This is a genomic window from Alcaligenes sp. SMD-FA (assembly GCF_025960365.1).
Classification (GTDB): domain Bacteria; phylum Pseudomonadota; class Gammaproteobacteria; order Burkholderiales; family Burkholderiaceae_B; genus Alcaligenes; species Alcaligenes aquatilis.
The window spans coordinates 3,465,181-3,484,893 of sequence record NZ_CP110108.1 but is presented as its reverse complement, the minus strand read 5'-3'; the positions used below and the strand labels follow the sequence as shown (position 1 = coordinate 3,484,893).

The window sequence follows — 19,713 nt, the reverse complement described above, 5'->3', positions numbered from 1 at the left end:
CGTGCCTTTCTTAGCGTTTACTCAGCAATGCCGCGCGCAGACCGGGCGCCGACGTTTGCTCAGACAGCCAGATTCCAAAAAACAGGCGCGCGTACTCTGCGTCCTGAATACGTGCAGTCTCGCGTCCATTGTGGAAAAAACGTACATCGCCGGTCCCGTCGGTTACCCCCAGCAGCCGATCCTGAGCCAGCACATCAGGAAAGGCCTTTGTCATCAGGAGCAACCATTGGCGTGCCTGTTGTTCAGAGAAGCTGCCGACACGTCGCATTTCGGCTATTGAGCGCTCGGCAATTGCCTCTCCTTCCAGCTTGCGGTCGTAGATCAGTTCCAGTGCGAAAGGCTGGCGTGCATACTGTGCTGGCTCGAAGTCCGGCAGCGCCCACAGGCGCGCCTCGTAAACCCGCAGTCCAAAAAAGCGCATGGGGCCGCTGCCAAGCAAATGGGCAGCGGGCAGGGTGGAGCGCAGCTCCTGGGGGGCAGCCGGTGTGGCCGCCAAGACAGTATTGGTCATGGCAGTAAGGGTAGGAGCGAGAAGACTGATGCCCCAGATCAGGGTTTTGCGTCGTCGAAGATCAGGCATGGTCGGGCCTTCTCAATGTGAACTGGACCACATCGGTGTTGCCCATATCAAAGGCAGCCTCGCAGTAGGCCAGATAAAATCGCCAGATGCGTACAAAGCGTTCGTCAAAGCCCTGGCTTCGTACAGCATCGAGCTTGTGCTCGAAAGCCTGACGCCAGCGCCTGAGCGTTTCGGCATAGTCCTTGCCAAAGCTCATCTTCTTGACTATTTCCAGGCCTGCTCGTTGCGCCTCGCGCTCGAAGGCCGTGACACTGGGCAACAGTCCTCCCGGAAAAATGAACTGCTGAATGAAGTCGGAAGAGTGCAAATAGCGCTCAAAAAGGTCTTCGCGCAGGGTGATCGATTGCAGGCAAGCATGGCCCCCCGGTTTGAGGCAGTCATGTAAGGTCTGGAAGTAGGTGCGCCAGTATTCATGTCCGACCGCTTCAAACATTTCAATGGACACAATGGCGTCGAATGGCTGCGCCGCGTGTTCGGCAGCTAAGTCCCGGTAGTCCTGATAACGCAGATCCACCTGTGTTTGCAGGCCTGCTTGGGTGATGCGCTGCGTGGCCCAGTGAAGTTGTTCACGCGACAAGGTCACACCGCTGACCTGTGCGCCGAACTCCGTGGCCGCTGTCTGGGCAAGTGCCCCCCAACCGCAGCCGATTTCCAGCAGGCGTTGACCTGGTTGCAGCCTTGTCTCGCGCAACGCACGTCGTATTTTGTTCTGCTGGGCCTGCTCCAGATCTGCCTCTTGCAAGGCGCTGCCGCTGAGACCTTCAAACCACGCAGAGCTGTAACTCATGGTCGGATCCAGCCACAGCTGATAAAAATCGTTGCCCAGATCGTAGTGGGCATGGATGTTTTTGGCGCTGCCTGCCCGTGTGTTGCGGCGAAGCATATGCCGTAGCCTGAAGCCCAGACGGCCCCACCAGTGACCATATACCAGTTGCTCCAGGTGGTCGCGGTTGTCGATGCACAGGCGCAAGAGTCCGCTAAGGTCGTCACTGTCCCATAGGCCGTCTATATAACCTTCGGCAAAACCAATATCGCCCGAGCTTAGAACGCGCTCCAGCGCTTCCCAGTGCTTGATTGTGCAGCGTGCGTCTGCATCCGGGGCGCTCTGTTTGGGGCAATGCCGCAGTTGCCCATCGGGCAATTGAAGCTCCAATTGGCCATGAGGCAGATGCGTCAACAGCTTCAGGACGCGGTTCGCGCTAGGTGGCAAGACGCGTTTTGCATCGGCGGACTTGCGCAAGAGGGTGGCGGTGCTTGTATTCATCGTGTGACAGAGCGCTTGGGCGCTGGTGGTTTGCGATGGAAAGGAAGCCGCTTTGCCCACAGGCGCAGTGCTTGCCAGTGGATGCGGAAAATGACCCCAAGGGTCATGAGCGGCGTGCCAAAAAAGGCCCGGCGCACGGTCGTGGTGCTCAAGGGATGCAACACTCCTTGAACGCCCGTACGCAGCACGGGGCCTGCGTCGTCGTAAAGATCAATGAGTGCCAGGTTGGCGCGGTCACTGCGTTTGAAGCGGAAGCGATACTCTCCCTGAGTCTCGCAAAATGGAGACACATGAAATTGCTTGCTGGCCACTTGCTCACAGTCCCAGTCCAGATCCGGTCCGGCAAGAAGATAGGCATGGCGCTCACCAAAGGTGTTGTTGACCTCAGCCAGAATCGCCGCCAGCGAGCCGTCTGCCCGATGTGCGTACCAAAAGCTGACGGGCTTGAAGACATAGCCCAGGACACGGGGGAAGGTATGCAACCAGATTTCCCCATCGGCGTCCTGTATGCCTTCTTCTTGCAGCAAGGCCTCGAACCAGGCCAGAGCGTCATTGCTGCCGTCGCCGTGATCACTATCGTGAAAACTGATCCAGCCGCGCCGATTGCGACGTAGCACAGCAACGGGGTGCTCACGCAGGCTGCGCATGGGAAGCAGCAGGAAATAACCGGGGTAACGAAAGGCGTGATCGACCGGCCGTAGCCGGCGGTGCCAAATATGGCCAAAGCCAATAAGAGGGACGGTGCTCATACCGTTTCCTCCTCGTTGATCTCGATGGGGGGCGCTGGCTGTTCGTGCTCAAGAGACAGCAGGACCTTGTCGGCCGCATTCAGGCCAGAGCGCAAGCCGTCCTCATGGAACCCGTAGCCACACCAGGCGCCGCAAAACCAGGTGCGGCGTTGGCCTTGCAGTTGCTCGACAAGCGGTTGTGCCTGGATGGCGGCCTGGTCAAAGACCGGATGGTGGTAGCCAATACGGGCATGCACCTTGTCCGGGTCTATTGGGCGGGCTGGATTCAGGGAAACCAGCACGGCTTGTTGCCAGGGCAGGGGTTGTAATCGGTTGATCAGGTAGTGGAGACAAACCCCTGCCTCTTCTGAATTCACGCAGGAGGCGCGCTCGTAGTTCCATGCCGCCCAAGCCGCTGTGCGTTGTGGCAAGACGGAGGTATCGGTATGCAAAACCGCTTCATTGGCCTGATAGCGGATGCTGCCCAGTACGGCTTGTTCCTGTTGTGTCGCGTCTTTGCCAAGTAAGTGCAATGCCTGGTCACTATGGCAGGCCAGTACGATGGCATCGAACTGTTCCGACCCGTGGGGCATTTCTACTAAAACCCCCTGTGGCAGGCGTTTGAGGCTGAGCACCGGGGTATTCAAGCGTGTTTCATGGCGACCGTCTTGTTGCAGCCGTTCAATCATGCGACGCACATACTGTTGCGATCCCCCTCGAACGGTGTGCCACTGAGGCCGATTAGTGATCTGTATCAGCCCATGATTGTGGCAAAAGCGAATCAAGGTAGTAACGGGAAAACGCAGCATTTGATCTGTCGGGCAAGACCAGATACTGCCAATCATGGGTAGTAGATAGTGGTGGCGAAAGGCGCTGCTAAAGCCGTGCTGATCAAGAAAGGTTTCTATCGAGGCACTGAGCTGCGACTCGACCTGGCGCTGGGCAATGTCCGTGGTCAGACGATTGAAACGCATGATCTCGAGCAGCATGCCAATGAAGCGTGGGCGCAGCAAATTTTTGCGTTGTGCAAAAACCCCGTTCAAGGAGCTGCCGCTCCATTCCATACCCGGTCTGCCGTGGGCGTCGGGCACCTGCACTGAAAAAGACATTTCGGACGGTGCCGTTTCCACATCCAGCTCTTTGAACAGTTGCGTGAGCATGGGGTAGGTGCGGTGATTGAATACGAGAAACCCGGTATCTACACCATGACAAATTCCGTCCAGGCTTAGTTGGACGGTATTGGCATGTCCGCCGAAATAGCTGTTTGCCTCGATCAAGCACACGCGATGAGAGGTCTGCGTGCTGGCCAGACGAAAGGCAGCGGCCAGACCGGAAATGCCCGAACCTATGACAGCGATACGACGCATGGCAGCTCCTTGAGTATTGCTATAGTGCTCAATAGACCATAAGGATTAAAATGTGAACTGCTTAGTTCAAACTATAAACCCTAAATATTATTTTTGCACTATCTAGTGTTCAAGATAGTCCCATTCGTCCTAAAATGTGATGTATGAACGCTCGATCCTCAATCAAACAACAAATCCAGCGGGTGCGCGAAGAAGCTATCGTGACCGCTGTGAACCGGCTATTGGCTACCAAGGGCTACGACGCCATGACGGTCGACGAAGTTGCCGCCGAGGCGGGCATGGCCAAGGCCAGCCTGTATAAGTTATTCACGTCTAAGGAAGAGCTTGCTGCGGCCGCAATGGTTGGCGTCTTGGATCGCGCCTTGGCTTTTGTGGACGAGTTGCGTAGACAGGCCAAGAGCGCGGCTGACTTGGGTGCGCCGATTGCAGCAATCGATCAGCTCAAATCAGTGGTGCGCTGGACGATGCACACCCAATTGCAAGGGGAAATGCCGTCGTTGCCCGCGCAGAACTCGAACCTTAGCACCTCGCTCCAATCGAATGACGAGTATATGGATCGTCTGATCGCCTTGAGTAATCGTCTGAGCACCTGGATTATCGAGGCACAGACAGCAGGCGGCCTCCAAACGGGTCTGCCCGTTGAGCTTGTGCTCTATACCCTATTTGCGCGCGCGTGCGATCCTGTGGTGGGTTTGCTCAAGGAGTCCGGCCAGTACACCCATGAGCAAATCATTGAATGGGTGACCAGCACCACGTTTGATGGTTTGGCAGGACCTGGCCTGAAGCCCCCCACTCCGTAGGGTGATCTCCAAACGCAAGCAGGGGCTTGTGTGTGTTCCGATTGCTTGTTGTCTCAAGAGGTAGCAAGCTTGCGTCGCAGCCAGCGCATCAATACGCCCAGTAGCGGCAGTTTTGCGTAAAGCTCCTCGGCCGCATCCCAATAATCGCGATGATGAGACACCCGTCCCTGTTCATCAAAGGACAGGAACGAAGCCCCCTTGATGCATTGTTCAACGTCCGGCTTCCACCGACGGAGTCGAAAACGGAACTCCCATTCCAGAAAGGCCCGGTGATCCTGGACGATCTGCTGCGTAATGACAAATCGTGGTGCTTGTAGCGCCGTAAACATATGTTCGAAGATGCGTCGAATGGCCGGCACGCCACGCACTTCGTTAAAGGGGTCCTTGAAATAGGCATCAGGCGCGTAACAGGCCTCAAGCTCGGAGAGCCGGTCTGGTGCCAGCTCTTGATAGAGCTGGACGATTCGGCGCACTGCCGCCGCACTATCATCGGAACCTGCGGGCAAGTCAGTCTTCATGGGTGTCAGCCTGAGGATTCAAGGGACGATGAGGAAACAACAAGTATAAGGCTCAAGCAACAGGCCAAAGAGCGGGTTGGATAATTTGACTTCTTGTAGACGCTGTTTGCCTTGGAGCAAGGACGCAATGTTCTCGCTACGTTTCAATGGTGATTGTCTCTAGGGAGTGCATAATGCGAAGCCATGTAGTGGGATCCGTGCTGTTAGTGGCCATATTGGCCGGATGTTCGGCTGGCGAGTCCAGCAATCCGTCCGCTTTGCCAGAGCTGGTGGAAGTGGCTGGCCCGGCACGTGAGCTCATGCAGGCTGGCGAGTACTTGCTCGATGGCCGCTTGGTCGCGTCCGATACGGTGATGTATGCCCCGGCCCCGACCCTGAAAGCGATGAAATATCAAGTCAGCCAGTACGAGTACGATCAGTGCGTTCGTGCAGAACGTTGCAAGGCTGCAGACGCAGTGGGTCGAGGGCAGGCCAAGAATATGCCGGTTGTCGGGGTGAGCTGGCAGGACGGACAGGATTACGCTGCCTGGTTAAGCGAGCGTACAGGCAAGACATTCCGTTTGCCGCAGTATCTGGAATGGAGCTATTTCGCCGATCAGAAAGTACCTGAATCGGCGCAGGGTGGGCTGGATGAGAATGAGCAGGCCGCTTTGTGGCTGCAGGAATATCAGGAAAGCTACAAGCGCAAACAGGAGCAAGAGGTGCCCTTAGCGCCCTTGGGGCAGGGCGTGGCCAATGCTTATGGGGTATTTGATGCTGGTGGGCAGGTGGCCGAATGGACCAATACCTGCCACGTACGGGTACACCGCATCAGCATGCCTCGTGCAGAATCACGCCTGGAAAACTGCGGTGTACGCACCTTGGGGGGCGAGCATATTGCGGTGATGCCCGACTTTATCCGCGATCCTAAAACCGGGGCGTGTTCGGTTGGTGTGCCACCGCGTTATCTGGGGCTGCGTCTGGTCACTGACGATTAGGCTGGCACTTAGCCACGCTCCAGAACGGCTTGTGCAAACTTGTCCAGGTCTGCAATCGTAATTTGTTTGCGGCCTGCCAGAATCAAGCCCTGGTGATCCCAGCTACTGACGACACGGCTGGCCGTGTACAAGGTGGTCCCGGCCAGGTCAGCCAGATCTTGCCGGGTCACCGGAATGCTCAAGGATGTGCCTTGTGCGCCGCTTTGGCCCACTTGGCGAATCAAACGCAGCAGGCTGTGAGCAAGCCGCTGCTCCACTTCCAGACTATGAATTTCCAACAGGCGATCATCCGCATCGCTGAGTCGTTGTGCGACGGTATCTTGCGCAGAATTGAGCAGGCACGGAAAGCGTTGTGTCAGGCTGTCCCAGGATTTCTCTGGCCAGGCCAATGCCGCGCTGGTGGTCACGCTGATAGCGGTAGCCGGGTAGTTGCGGCGGCGCAGTGCTGGGGCAATGCCAATCACATCGCCCGGTAAGGCAAAACGTACCAGCAGTTGCGAGCCATTGGGCATGGTGCGCACGACTTTGATCAGGCCTTGGAGCAGGACGAAAAAATGGTCGCTGCTTTGTTCCTGGCGAAAGACCTGGCTGTCCTTGTCGTAGTGGATCAGGCGTCCTTCTTGCCACAGCTCATCGATGCCGCTTGCGTCCAGCGTGGAGAAAACGGGCAGGTTGGCTAACAAGGAGGGGTAGGAGATGTCAGTCATCACTTAAGCTTTCTGAGCGGGTTTTTAGCCCTAGTTTGCTGGCCAGCTTGTGTAGATTGCTGGGGTCTATGCCTAGCTGCCGGGCAGCCTGGCTCCAGTTACCGGTGGTATCCTCCAAAGCCTTTCGGATCAGTTGGCTCTGTAGTTGCTCAACGGACTGACGCAAGGATTGGCGGGGGGGATCAATCGCCATACTGGTCGCTGCGACAGGCTGGTGGATAGAAGGTAACAAATTGAGATTATCAGCGCTAAGTGTAAATATTTGGTTACGTTCTGGCGTGTCGACCAGCAGGCGGATAGTTGCCCGGCTGATCAAATGTTCCAGTTCACGAACATTACCCGGCCAATGATAAGCCAGTAAAGCGGCTTCTGCGTCGGGAGACAAGCGAATTCCGCGTAATCCCAAACGGGATCGGTTGATTTCCAAAAAATGGCCTGCCAGCAGCAAGATGTCCTGATGGCGCTCGCGCAGGGCAGGGATGGTAAGTGGAAAAACCGACAGGCGGTGAAACAGGTCCGCCCGGAAACCGCCTTGGGCGATCTGCTGACTCAGGTCACGGTTGGTGGCGGCAACCAGACGCACATTCAGCTTGATGGGGTGGTCCGCCCCCAAGCGTTGAATCTCGCCATTCTGCAAGGTACGCAGCAGCTTGGCCTGAATCGTCAAAGACAACTCACCGATTTCATCCAGAAACAGGGTGCCGCCCTGAGCCGCTTCAAAGCGCCCGGCGCGATTTTCATGCGCCCCGGAAAAGGCCCCCTTTACATGTCCAAATAATTCGCTTTCCGCCAAAGACTCGGGCAGGGCAGCACAGTTCACGTAGATCAAGGGACTGTTGTGACGTGGTGAGCGTTGATGCAGGCGCTGTGCAAACAGCTCTTTCCCTACCCCCGTCTCGCCCAGTAAAAGTACAGGCAGCTCTGAGGAGGCCACCGTGTCCAGCAACTGAATGACTTCCTGCAGCGGTTTGCTGTTGCCAATGATGGCGGCCGAGTTATGGCGTGACAAATAATCGGGCGGCAAGGTGGAGAGCAGTCGTAGACTGCGGTTCTCTTCTTCCAGTTCGCTGATGCGGATCGCGCTCTCCAGCACCAGGCACCAGTGCTTCAGTTCTATCAGCATGGAGGTTGAAAACGTCCCTGGCCGCAAGGCATCCAGCGTCAGAATGCCCCAGGGTGTGCCCTGGGCTTGCAAGGTAATCCCTACGCAATCGTGTACCGGCAAAGGCTGGCCCAGTTTGTCATCAAGCAAGCCGTCGTAAGGGTCGGGCAGGCCACAGTGGGGTTCAAAGCGGGTCAGGTTGGATGAGCTCAAAATTCGGTTCAAACGGGGGTGGTCTGCAATCACGAAGTGACGCCCCAGGGTGTCATGGCCCAAGCCGCTGGCTGCAACAATACGCAATACGGTGTCATCCAGTTTCAGCAAACCCGCTGCATCACAGCCAAAGTGCCTAGCCAGCAAATGCACCATGCGCTGTAGACGTAAGGGCCCGGGAATCTCGGTGGCAAGGTCGGCAATCAAAAGATCTAGCATGGGTGGAAAATACCCTTATGGTGAAAAATACCCAGTTTTGTTGGGGTAGTTTATACCTAGGATGGTGGCAAACCATTGATCTATGTCGTCTTGGACTTGGCACGGTCTTTGCTTTAGAGGTCTTGTCATACATTTTTAAGGACTATGACATGACCCCCGACTTAGCAGAACATCGCTACAAGGCGTGTACTTCGGTCCGTCCCCCGTTCCGGGGCCGTACCCAAACAGGTTTTGACCAGGTAACTGGGTCCTGCCAGGACCTGTTTGGATTGGGTCGTTTGATTCATCAGCGAGACGGAGAAGAAAATGCGTAGCTATAAAAAACTATGGTGGTCCCTGGTGGCAGTCACCATGGTCACCTTTGCCATCCTGGGATGGACAGGTGTGGAGGTGTATCGTCAGGCACCCCCCATGCCGGTCAAGGTAGTCACACCGGATGGCCGTGAATTTACCTCACAGGAACAGATACATCGTGGCCAGTCCGCCTGGCAAAGTACCGGCGGTATGCAACTGGGCTCGATCTGGGGGCACGGGGCCTACCAGGCACCGGACTGGAGTGCCGACTGGTTGCACCGCGAGGCTCTGGCCTGGCTGGACTTGGCTGCCCAGCAAACCTACTCGCTGAACTATGATCAGCTGACATCCAGTCAGCAGGCCACCTTGCGGCAGGAACTGCAGGACGAATACCGTCCTAACCGCATTGATGAAGCGACGGGCGTGCTGCAGATCAGTGAACGTCGCGCCAAGGCCATCGACACTACCTCCCAGTACTACATTGACCTGTTTGGTGACGCGCCCGAGCTGAAATCCAGCCGCGAGAGCTTTGCCATGAAGGACAACACCTTGCCAGAGCTGCAGCGCCGTCAGGACATGACCCGCTTTTTCTTCTGGCTGTCCTGGGCCACGGTAACTGATCGTCCTGGCACCACCGTCAGCTATACCAACAACTGGCCGCACGAGCCCTTGGTGGATAACTATCCTTCCACGGCCAATATCGTCTGGTCCATCGTCAGTATCGTGCTCTTGCTGGCCGGTATTGGCCTGCTGGTCTGGATCTGGGCCTTTACGCACAAAGAAGAGGAAGCCCCTGTTGCCCCGGCTACCGACCCGGTTCTGGCTTTCCGCCTGACCCCTTCACAGCGTGCCCTGAAAAAATATGCCTTCCTGACGGTTGCCCTGTTTGTCATCCAGGTTTTCCTGGGGGGCTTTACCGCACACTACACGGTTGAAGGCCAGATGTTCTATGGCATCGACGTGTCGCAGTGGTTCCCTTATTCCCTGACCCGTACCTGGCATATTCAGGCAGCTCTCTTGTGGATTGCCAGTGGTTTTCTGACCGCCGGCTTGTTCCTGGTGCCCTTGATTAACGGGGGCGAGGATCCCAAGTTCCAGCGCCTGGGTGTGGACATCCTGTTCGGTGCTCTGGTTGTGCTCTTTATTGGTTCTTTTGCCGGTAACTTCCTGACTATCAAAAACATTCTGCCTCCCGAGCTGAACTTCTGGTTTGGTCACCAGGGCTACGAATACCTGGATCTGGGACGTTTCTGGCAGATCATCAAGTTCATTGGTCTGGCTTTTTGGCTGTTGCTGATGCTGCGTGGCATGTGGCCTGCCTTGCGTCGAGACAAGGGCGACAACCACTTGCTGGTCCTGCTGACCATCTCTACCGTGGCCATTGGCCTGTTCTACGGGACTGGCCTGTTCTACGGCGAGCACACCAATATCACCATCATGGAGTACTGGCGCTGGTGGGTGGTTCACCTGTGGGTTGAAGGTTTCTTTGAGGTCTTTGCCACGGTTGCCATGGGCTTTATCTTCCTGACCTTGGGTCTGGTTTCCAAGCGCAGTGCCACCATTGCCGGTCTGGCTGCCGCCTCGCTGTTCCTGGTTGGCGGGGTGCCGGGTACTTTGCATCACATGTACTTCTCGGGTACGACCACTCCGATCATGGCCATTGGTGCTTCTTTCAGTGCGTTGGAAGTGGTGCCTTTGATCATGTTGGGTTACGAAGCCTTCCATAACTGGAAAATGCAGAAACAAGCCGGCTGGATGAGCGATTTGCGTTGGCCCGTCATGTTCTTTGTGGCCGTGGCCTTCTGGAACATGCTCGGTGCTGGTGTGTTTGGTTTCCTGATCAACCCACCCATCTCGCTGTACTACATTCAGGGTCTGAACACGACACCACTGCATGCACACGCTGCCTTGTTTGGTGTGTATGGCTTTCTGTCTCTGGGCTTTGTCTTGCTGGTGGTACGTTATATCTCGCCCGAGGTTCGCTATAACGACCGTGTGATGAGCTGGGGCTTCTGGGCACTGAACGGTGGTCTGGTGCTGATGATGTTCGTCAGCTTGCTGCCTGCCGGGATTATTCAGGCTTGGGCCAGCATTTCGGAAGGCATGTGGTACGCCCGCAGCGAAGAGTTCATGCAGCAGCCCATCCTGCAATCTCTGCGTTGGTGGCGCACCTTGGGTGACGTCGTCTTTATTGCCGGTGCCTTGATCGTGTTCCAGCAGGTTTGGGTACGTATCTCTGCACGGCGTCGGATAACGCCGGCCAATGCAGTCGGTGCCATCAAAACATCCTGATCTTTTTTTACTGGCGCTCTCTTTTTCTATGAGAGCGCATCGACAAGAAAACCGCCTTCGGGCGGTTTTTTTTATGTTGGAGGGAATGGTGTGCTCCGAGTACGAACACCAAGCTGGTGGCCGTTTTGTCAGGCTGTGTGGATTGTGTTTGCGAGCACCTAGGGTTAACGCTGTATTGTGATGATCAATAATAGTTATTTATCATAATAATTATTGATTCAAATTAATTGGATAGAGATCCAGTTTCACAAGAGCAAGGAAGGCTGATGAATATTGAACGCACAGAAGAGCAAACCGTGTCTTGTACGGTAGAGAACCGTATCGCCTGGGTGAAATTCAATCGTCCCGAAAAACGCAATGCCATGAGTCCGCAACTGAATCGTCAGATGATGCGTGTACTCGATGAGCTGGAGTTCCGTGAGGACGTGGGTGTCGTGGTGCTCAGTGGCGAGGGCTCGGCTTGGACTGCCGGCATGGACTTGAAAGAGTATTTCCGGGAGACCGAGGCCACAGGCCTGGAAGGGACGCGCAAGGCGCAACGTGAAAGTTACGGTTGGTGGCGCCGGTTGCGTTGGTTTCAGAAACCGACGATTGCGATGGTCAATGGCTGGTGCTTTGGTGGAGGCTACGGCCCCTTGTTTGCCTGCGACCTGGCGTTTGCCGCTGATGAGGCCACGTTTGGCCTGTCTGAAATCAACTGGGGTATTTTGCCCGGTGGTGGTGCCTCGAAGGTTGCGGTCGAGCTTTTGTCGTTCCGTAATGCGATGTATCACGCCATGATGGGTGAGAACATCGACGGGCGTACGGCAGCCCAGTGGGGGCTGGTCAATGAGTCCTTGCCCTTGGAGAGCTTGCAAGAGCGCGTGACGCAGGTTGCGCAAACCTTGCTGCAAAAGAACCCGATTGCCTTGAAGGCCACCAAAGATGCCATTCGTCGTGTGCGGGAAATGACTTACGACAATGCTGAAGATTATCTGGTGCGAGTTCAGGAAGCAGCCAACAGTTTCGATAACGAAGGCCGCAAAGAGGGTATGCGTCAGTTCCTGGACGATAAAACATACAAGCCTGGCCTGGGAACCTACGACCTTTCCAAACAAAAAGCCTGATAAACGGCACAGCAGGGGAGGCAGCCTCCTTGGTCTGAAGGAGAGCTGACATCACCCAATGGGAGACAACAGTGATAAGGACACAGAGGGTGGCCGCTCAGCGGCCGGATATCGGACGGCTGTTAAAGCCGGGTTCCATTGCTATTGTGGGCGCGTCTGCCACACCCGGCGCACTAGGTGCATCGGTACTGGGTAATCTGGAACGCAACGGTTTTGCCGGTGAGATTTACTTGATCAATCCCAAGCGCGCCCAGATAGCAGGCCGCCCTTGCCTGGCATCCGTTGAACAGCTTCCTGACGGAGTGGATGTGGCTGTCTTGGCGATTCCACAAACGGCCGTCCTGGATACCATTCGTGCGCTGGCCAAGCGGCGTGTCGGTGCGGCGATCATTTTCTCGGCAGGTTTTGCCGAGGCCGGAGAGCAGGGCCAAGCCGAGCAAAGCGAGATTGCTCGAATCGCGGCTGAGGCAGGCATGGTGATTGAAGGGCCTAACTGTCTGGGGAGCATCAATTATCAGCAAGGTGTGCCACTGACGTTTGTGCAAGTGGATATTCGGGACAAGACCTGCGCGTCGCAACCGTGCATCGGGGTGGTGTCGCAAAGCGGTGCCATGATGACGGTGCTGTGCACCACCTTGTCCAGCCGTCACTTGCCCTTGTCCTACGCCGTCTCAACGGGTAATGAGGCGGCCAGTGTTGCGGAAGATTATGTGGAGTTCTTGCTGGAACAAAGCCATACCCGCGTTATTGCGATGATTGTCGAGCAATTTCGTCATCCAGAGCGCATGCTGGCAGCCGTGGCCCAGGCACGTCGTCAGGGCAAGACGCTTGTCCTGCTTCATCCAGGCAAAAGCAGTGCGGCTCGCGCTTCTGCGGCCACACATACCGGGGTTCTGGCTGGCGACTACTCCTTGATGCGCACCAAGATGGAGCGTGCGGGTGCTGTTTTTGCAGAAACACTGGAAGAGCTAGGTGATATCGCCGAGATTGCCATTCGTTGTCCGGCCTTGCCGGCTGCGGGCGTAGCGGTTCTGGGAGAGTCAGGCGCCTTCAAAGCCTTGACCCTGGATTGGGCCGAGGCCTTGCAACTGGATCTGCCGGTGATCAGTGACCAGGACTCGCCGCAGCTAAGGGCGGTGTTGCCCGGTTTTGTGGGTGTGAGCAATCCCTTGGACCTGACGGCACAAGGTTTGGTCGATCCGGACCTCTATTACCGTACCTTGACGGCGTTGCTGGAGGACGAACGCTTCTCCACCCTTGTCATTGGTCTGATTCAGGGCGATGCGGTGACCTGCGGCATCAAAATGCCCCCGGTGCTGCGAGCCATACACGATTTGCGTCCCCGTAAAGCCGTGGTGCTGGCCGGATTGGATGAGGGGGCGGCTGTCCCACCCGAGTTCATTGAGCAACTGCGCAGCCTGGGCGTTCCGTATTTCCCCAGTACCGAGCGGGCCTTGCGTGCCGTGCAACGGTTGACAGCGTTGCAAGCACGCCGTTTTGAAAGCAGTCACAGTGAACCCAAAGCCTTAGCTTTGCCGGCAGATCGCACCGTTGTGCCTGAATATCAGGCCAAGCAAATCCTGGCCCAAGCGGGCATACCATTTGCTCGTGGAGAACTGGCTACTAGCCTGGAGCAGGCGGTAGAGGTCGCCCAGGCGCTGGGTTGGCCTGTTGCGCTCAAGGCTCAGTCTGCGCAGTTAAGCCACAAGAGTGATGCAGGCGGTGTCATTCTTAACGTTGGCGACAGGCCATCTTTAGAGCAAGCCTGGATGCGTCTGCATGCCAATGTGGCCAACTACGACGGCAATATTGTCCTGGATGGTGTGCTGGTAGAGGCCATGGGACGGCGTGGCCTGGAGATGATTGTAGGGGCGCGTCAGGACCCGCAATGGGGGCCGGTCATTTTGGTAGGTATGGGAGGAGTTACGGCGGAAATCATGCGTGATGTTCGTCTGCTGGATGCTGATCTGTCCGTAAGGCAGGTATTGCATGAGCTCGATCAGTTGCAGGCAGCGGCCTTGTTGCATGGCTATCGAGGCTCCCCCAGGCTTGATCGTGAGGCATTGGCCGAGCTGATCGTCCGCCTCGGGCAGGTGTTGCGTGGCACGCCTGCTATTCGTGAAATAGACCTTAATCCGGTGATTGTGTTGCCCGAAGCTCAAGGTGTGCTTGCATTAGATGCCCTGATGCTGATTCAGGGTCAAAGCAGCTGAGGTCCACCAGGGCTGGCTGTTCATGCCAGCCCATTTAATTCCTTTCTCCATCCTTCACAGGAGCTTGCCTTGAGCCTGCCTTATTTGCCGGGCCGTGTACGCGTGCCCGCTTCCACCGAGCCTTCGACCTTGGGCTATGCGTATTACGTCACGATTGTCTTATTGCTGGCCTATACGCTGTCCTTTGTGGATCGCCAGATCTTGGGCCTGTTGGTGCAGCCCATCAAAAAGGATCTGCATCTGTCAGATTGGATGTTCAGTATTGTTCACGGTTTTGCGTTTGCCATTTTCTATACGTTTGTTGGGATTTTTCTGGGCCGCTTGGCAGACCGCTGGAATCGCCGCAACCTGATTGTGATTGGAATGGTGGTGTGGGTGTTGGCCACTGCCGCAGGGGGCTATGTGACTGGTTTCGCATCGCTTTTTGTCGCCCGCATGTTCGTGGGCATTGGCGAGGCCGCCCTGTCTCCGGCCGCCTATTCTATGTTGGCCGATTACTTTGCGCCCGAGCGCCGGGCCCGTGCCATGAGTATTTATACATCGGGGGTCTATATAGGATCGGCGACTGCCTTCATTGTGGGTGGGCTGGTCATTGAGGCGACCAGCCAGTCAGGGACGCTGGTGTTTCCGCTGCTGGGCAGCTTCAAACCCTGGCAGGCGGCCTTCATCTTTGTGGCCTTGCCCGGTATCCCCCTTGTTCTGCTGATGCTAACGGTGCGGGAGCCGGTGCGGCGGGGCCTGAAAGAGGCCAGCCCAACCGCGCGTACCGGATCGGCTTGCGCCCCGGATTGGCGCTATGTGCTGCGTCATAAACGGGCCTACTTTCCACTGCTGCTGGCTCCGGGGCTGACCGCCATGATCACGTTTGGCGTCACGGCCTGGCTGCCCGCTACCTTTATCCGCCAGTGGGGCTGGACTCCGGGTGAAATTGGCCCAGCTTACGGGGTCATTATTTTGACATTTGGGATTGGGGGCATGCTGGTCAGTGGCTTTCTGGCTGATCATCTGACCGCACGCGGCAAGCTGGTAGGCTCGATCCTTATTTCCTTGATCGCCACCAGCGTTCTGATCGTGACTGGCGTGGCGCTGGCCTTTGCCCCTTCTGCTGAGTTTGCGTTGGTAGCGGTGGCAGCAACGACCTTCTTTCTGGGGATGCCCGTTGCCTTGGCTCCTCCTATCTTGCAGGCGATTACGCCCAATCAATTGCGGGGGCAGGTCACGTCGATTTATCTGCTTCTGATCAATTTGATTGGCTTGGGCATGGGCCCGTTTCTGGTCGCTTTTTTCACGGACTTTATTTTTTATGACGAGCAGAAAGTAGGGTTGTCATTGGGTTTGGTCTCAGCCTTGGCGGCCTTGCTGTCAGTCGTGTGCCTGGCCCGGGCGATTGGCCCTTATCGTCAATTGGTCGCCGGTTTGGCGCAGCAAGAGAGGATTTAAGTATGCAAGCATCACATTATCAGCCCCCCTTGGAGGATTTCCGGTTTGTGCAGCAGTATTGCTTACAGGCGGAAAAAGAGTGGTGCCGTTTGTCGGCGCACCAGGGGCTGGATCAGGAAACGGCAGATAGGGTGCTCGAGGCGGCCGGACGCTTCTGTGCTGACGTATTGGCCCCGCTCAATGGGCCAGCGGACTTGCAAGGCTGTCGTCTGGAGCACGGACGGGTCTTGACGCCAGACGGGTTTGCTAAAGCCTATGCCGATTTTGTGGAAGCGGGCTGGCCTGCTTTGGCCTGCGATCCCAGCGTGGGTGGCCAGGGTCTGCCTCAGTTGCTGGATACGGCCTTGCATGAAATGCTGGCATCGGCCAATCACGGCTGGGCCATGTATCCGGGAATTTTGCATGGTGCGTACGCCTGCTTGCATGCTCATGGTGATGATTACATCCGCCGCACCTATCTGCCGCCTATCGTTAGCGGGCGTTGGTTGGCCACGATGTGCCTGACAGAACCACAAGCCGGTTCCGATTTGGGTTTGTTACGTACCCAGGCACTGCCCGAACAAGATGGTTCCTACCGCTTGCATGGCAACAAGATTTTCATCTCTGGTGGCGATCAGGATATGAGCGAGAACATCGTTCATCTGGTGCTGGCACGTCTGCCCGATGCCCCTGCCGGTACACGGGGGCTGTCCTTGTTCCTGGCCCCACGCCTGATTCCCCAGGAACAGGGATTGGTTCCCAATACGATTTATTGCGATGGTATTGAGAAGAAAATGGGTATCAAGGGCAGTGCTACTTGTACGATGCGTTTCGAGGCTGCCCAGGCCTGGTTGCTTGGCAAGCCGCATCAAGGTCTGGCTGCCATGTTTGTCATGATGAATTCGGCTCGTTTGCATGTTGGCTTGCAAGGCTTGGGGCATGCAGAAGCTGCGTGGCAATTGGCACGCACTTATGCTCACGAACGTCATCAGATGCGGGTGCAACCTCGCCCGGCAACGGCCAAGGGAGCAGCGGACCCTATTGCCCATCATCCTGCCATGCAACGCATCCTTGCCGACTTACGCGTCTGGACGGAGGGTATGCGGGTGATGGCGGCGTGGACAGCGCATCAGCTTGATTTGGCGCAGAGCCTGCCAGAGGGCGACGAGCAGGCTCAGGCGCTGAGTCTGGCCTCTTTGCTGACACCGGTCGTCAAGTCGTTCTTTACAGAGCGGGGCTTTGCCCTGGCCAGCGACGCACTACAAGTTTTTGGCGGCTATGGGTACGTGCATGAGTATCGTATTGAGCAAACGCTTCGGGATGTGCGTATTGCCATGATTTATGAAGGAACCAACCAGATCCAGGCGCTGGATCTGCTGCAGCGCAAGATTGCTGCCGTGGGCCCCGAGGCCTTGCAACCTTTGCTCCAGACCTGGCGCGGGGAGGCGGATGCTTGCCTGAGTGCGATGGCGGACTGTCCGTGGGGCAAAGCGTTAAGGCAGTGGAGCGACCATCTGCACGAAGTGACGACCCATTTGTGCTCCCGTGCTCAACACGATACGCAAGTGCTGGCGTGGTGTGCGGAGGATTATCTGCGCTTGGTCGGTACCGTGTGTATGGCATTTGCCTGGGCACGGGCAGGGCGGGTCAGTCGCTTGCAGGCCGATACCAGCTTGTGTGAGCGTAAGGTGGCCAGTGCTGATTATTTCTTTGATCATGGCTTGCTGGACGCCCGCTATTATTTGAGCAGGATAGAGGCGACAGCGGCACGCACAGTGCCCATGCAAAAGCTCGTCTGAGACGGTTTACAGGTCTATGTTCTATGATTGATGTCTGCACCGATCAACGGTGTGCCGCTCAGGATGGTGTCGATAGTATGTCGACACTGTCTTGCTGGCGTTTTTCTCTTTTTAGTCAGACACCAACTCATGGACAGTGCTCTCGAATCCGCTGTTGACCAGTCGCGCCTTCTGCGCTTTCTGGGCTATCGCCTCACGCGTACGGAAATTCATATTCATAAGCTGTTTGCGCATCGTGTTGCCGAGCATGATCTCAAGCCCAGCGAGTTTTCTATTTTGATCTTGCTCGATGCCAATCCGGGAATCTATTTACGCCAATTGGGTGAAACGCTGGATATCTCGCCGTCCAATCTGGTGCCGGTGGTCGAGCGTCTGGTCAAGCGTGGTTTGATCCAACGCCATTCAGACCCGCGTGATCGACGTTTGCAGCAATTGCATCTGACTGCTCAAGGCCAGACTTTGCTCTTGCCTGCTGAAGAGCAGGTCGGAAAATTGGAGGAGGAATTGGAACAGATTCTCACCGCTACCGAGCGGCGCCATTTGTTCTCGGCCCTGGACAAACTGATGGCCGTCCAAGAGAGTCGCGAAAGCTGATCAGTTGCAGAATGGCTGAGCAGACGATCCTTGCGGATCGGGTTGCGGCGTATCGTTAACAGGTATTTTTTAAAACCGCCGTTGAGGCGGTTTTTTTTGTGCGCATCGCCAATGCTTGCGCTGCAACAAAGATGGCGTAGATTAAGTGCGTTCAAATACATCCTGTAACTGTTAGAGCAATCAACTATTTAATCAGCAGGCATTACGCCTGGATCAAACCGGAGGTAGTATGGAACGTCGTCATTTCTTGAAAAGTGCTGGCCTAGGTGTGGCCGCAGGAACCACTTTGTTGGCGGCGCAAGTACAAGCCCGCGAAACAGCCGCCCCCAAAAAGAATGCGCCCTGGCTGGCTGCACGTACAGAAGAGCAGATCGCCAAGCTGGAACGGGTCAAGGTGGATCTGGTTGCGCCTCCCATGGTCCATAAACACGAGCAAAAAGTGGGTCCCGAGCCGCGTGTCGTGGAATTTCGCATGACCATCTCCGAGCGCGAAATCGAGGTTGACCGTGACGGCACCACCATGCACGCCATGATGTTCGACGATTCCATGCCCGGTCCTACCATGGTGGTTCATGAAGGCGACTACCTGGAGCTGACCCTGGTGAACCCGGCCACCAACACCATGCCGCATAATATCGACTTTCATGCCTCGACCGGTGCGCTGGGCGGTGCCAAGCTGACCAACGTGAACCCTGGGGAGCAAGCCACACTGCGTTTCAAGGCCGACCGCAGCGGTACCTTCATTTACCACTGCGCACCAGAAGGCTCGGTTGCCTGGCACGTGGTTCAGGGCATGCACGGTACCGTCATGGTGCTGCCACGCGACGGCCTGAAAGACTCGGCTGGTAACCCCTTGCATTACGACCGTGTCTACAGCATTGGTGAGTTTGACCTCTACATCCCTCGTGATGAAAAGGGTAACTTTAAAAAGTATGGTTCATCGGCGGAAAGCTACGGTGATACCTTGGAAGCCATGCGTGGCCTGATCCCCAGCCATGTGGTGTTCAACGGTAAGGTCGGTGCCTTGATGGGTGACGGTGCCATGAAGGCCAAAGTGGGTGAAACCGTGCTGTTCATTCACTCGCAGGCCAACCGCGATACGCGACCCCACCTGATCGGGGGGCACGGTGACTGGGTTTGGGAACTGGGTAAATTTGATGACCCACCCGCCAAGAACCTGGAAACCTGGTTCATTCGTGGCGGTTCGGCCGGTGTGGCGCTCTACACCTTCAAGCAGCCTGGAGTGTACGCCTACGTGAACCACAACCTGATCGAAGCCATGGAGCTGGGCGCCGCAGGTCACGTCCTGGTCGAAGGCGACTGGAACGATGACTTGATGAAACAAGTCAGCCCTCCCGGTCCGATCAAGGCTTAAGGCAGGAGTTGGTACCCGGAGCGCGGAATTGAGGAACAGGAGTACGAATCAATTCCGTCCGGGCTTGCAGGCAGTATCGTAAACAAGCCAAGAACAAGCAGGGGGTATGGACTTTGAAAACCAGGTCCCTTGTTCTGCAAACGAAG

Annotated in this window: 16 protein-coding genes; 9 read left to right on the top strand and 7 right to left on the bottom strand. The window is 56.4% G+C overall.

Going from position 1 to position 19,713, the window contains the following annotated elements; genetic code table 11:
• Positions 1-10 precede the first annotated feature (10 nt).
• From OKX01_RS16105 to OKX01_RS16090, 4 genes are read right to left on the bottom strand one after another with little or no spacing between them, the layout of a single operon-like run.
• Complete coding sequence (locus tag OKX01_RS16105; RefSeq protein ID WP_264672067.1) at positions 11-580, bottom strand: chalcone isomerase family protein; 570 nt, start codon at positions 578-580, stop codon at positions 11-13.
• Positions 573-1,844 carry an SAM-dependent methyltransferase gene (locus tag OKX01_RS16100; RefSeq protein ID WP_094197797.1) on the bottom strand — a complete coding sequence of 424 codons (1,272 nt, stop codon included), beginning with the start codon at positions 1,842-1,844 and terminating at the stop codon, positions 573-575. The genes OKX01_RS16105 and OKX01_RS16100 overlap by 8 nt, the downstream gene beginning before the upstream one ends.
• Complete coding sequence (locus OKX01_RS16095; RefSeq protein ID WP_094197796.1) at positions 1,841-2,593, bottom strand: DUF1365 domain-containing protein; 753 nt, start codon at positions 2,591-2,593, stop codon at positions 1,841-1,843. The genes OKX01_RS16100 and OKX01_RS16095 overlap by 4 nt, the downstream gene beginning before the upstream one ends.
• Positions 2,590-3,939 carry an NAD(P)/FAD-dependent oxidoreductase gene (locus tag OKX01_RS16090; protein ID WP_125277803.1) on the bottom strand — a complete coding sequence of 450 codons (1,350 nt, stop codon included), beginning with the start codon at positions 3,937-3,939 and terminating at the stop codon, positions 2,590-2,592. The genes OKX01_RS16095 and OKX01_RS16090 overlap by 4 nt, the downstream gene beginning before the upstream one ends.
• 143 nt (positions 3,940-4,082) lie before the next feature.
• Here OKX01_RS16090 and OKX01_RS16085 point away from each other — a divergent pair, with 143 nt between their 5' ends.
• Positions 4,083-4,739 carry a TetR/AcrR family transcriptional regulator gene (locus OKX01_RS16085; protein ID WP_264672066.1) on the top strand — a complete coding sequence of 219 codons (657 nt, stop codon included), beginning with the start codon at positions 4,083-4,085 and terminating at the stop codon, positions 4,737-4,739.
• 53 nt (positions 4,740-4,792) lie between these two features.
• On the opposite strand, the gene OKX01_RS16080 is transcribed toward OKX01_RS16085, so the two are convergent.
• Positions 4,793-5,257, bottom strand: a complete 465-nt coding sequence (locus OKX01_RS16080; protein WP_094197793.1) for a nuclear transport factor 2 family protein — start codon at positions 5,255-5,257, stop codon at positions 4,793-4,795.
• 173 nt (positions 5,258-5,430) lie between these two features.
• Here OKX01_RS16080 and OKX01_RS16075 point away from each other — a divergent pair, with 173 nt between their 5' ends.
• Positions 5,431-6,234, top strand: a complete 804-nt coding sequence (locus OKX01_RS16075; RefSeq protein WP_159063954.1) for a formylglycine-generating enzyme family protein — start codon at positions 5,431-5,433, stop codon at positions 6,232-6,234.
• Positions 6,235-6,242: 8 nt separating this feature from the next.
• Here OKX01_RS16075 and OKX01_RS16070 read toward each other — a convergent pair whose 3' ends face one another.
• Together OKX01_RS16070 and norR are read right to left on the bottom strand one after the other, a co-directional pair.
• Positions 6,243-6,941, bottom strand: coding sequence for a Crp/Fnr family transcriptional regulator (locus OKX01_RS16070; protein WP_094197791.1), 699 nt, complete (start codon positions 6,939-6,941; stop codon positions 6,243-6,245).
• Positions 6,934-8,475 (bottom strand): nitric oxide reductase transcriptional regulator NorR, encoded by a 1,542-nt coding sequence (gene norR, locus OKX01_RS16065; protein ID WP_264672065.1) that lies wholly within the window; start codon positions 8,473-8,475, stop codon positions 6,934-6,936. The genes OKX01_RS16070 and norR overlap by 8 nt, the downstream gene beginning before the upstream one ends.
• Before the next feature lie 306 nt (positions 8,476-8,781).
• Between norR and OKX01_RS16060 the strand changes: the two genes are divergently transcribed.
• The 7 genes from OKX01_RS16060 (at position 8,782) to nirK (ending at position 19,567) form a co-directional block, all read left to right on the top strand.
• Positions 8,782-11,061: a nitric-oxide reductase large subunit gene (locus OKX01_RS16060; RefSeq protein WP_264672064.1), complete on the top strand. Its 2,280-nt coding sequence runs from the start codon at positions 8,782-8,784 to the stop codon at positions 11,059-11,061.
• Positions 11,062-11,327: 266 nt separating this feature from the next.
• Entirely contained in the window at positions 11,328-12,167 is an 840-nt protein-coding gene (locus tag OKX01_RS16055) for a p-hydroxycinnamoyl CoA hydratase/lyase (RefSeq protein WP_094197787.1), read from the top strand.
• 89 nt (positions 12,168-12,256) lie between these two features.
• A complete protein-coding gene (locus tag OKX01_RS16050; RefSeq protein ID WP_264672063.1) occupies positions 12,257-14,380 on the top strand; it encodes an acetate--CoA ligase family protein in 2,124 nt (707 codons plus the stop codon).
• 69 nt (positions 14,381-14,449) lie between these two features.
• Entirely contained in the window at positions 14,450-15,820 is a 1,371-nt protein-coding gene (locus OKX01_RS16045; RefSeq protein ID WP_264672062.1) for a spinster family MFS transporter, read from the top strand.
• A gap of 2 nt (positions 15,821-15,822) precedes the next feature.
• Positions 15,823-17,598 carry an acyl-CoA dehydrogenase gene (locus tag OKX01_RS16040; RefSeq protein ID WP_264672061.1) on the top strand — a complete coding sequence of 592 codons (1,776 nt, stop codon included), beginning with the start codon at positions 15,823-15,825 and terminating at the stop codon, positions 17,596-17,598.
• 129 nt (positions 17,599-17,727) lie between these two features.
• Entirely contained in the window at positions 17,728-18,192 is a 465-nt protein-coding gene (locus tag OKX01_RS16035; RefSeq protein WP_094197783.1) for a MarR family winged helix-turn-helix transcriptional regulator, read from the top strand.
• 229 nt (positions 18,193-18,421) lie between these two features.
• On the top strand, positions 18,422-19,567 hold the full coding sequence (nirK, locus tag OKX01_RS16030; RefSeq protein WP_094197782.1) for a copper-containing nitrite reductase: 1,146 nt from the start codon (positions 18,422-18,424) through the stop codon (positions 19,565-19,567).
• The last annotated feature ends 146 nt before the right edge of the window (positions 19,568-19,713 follow it).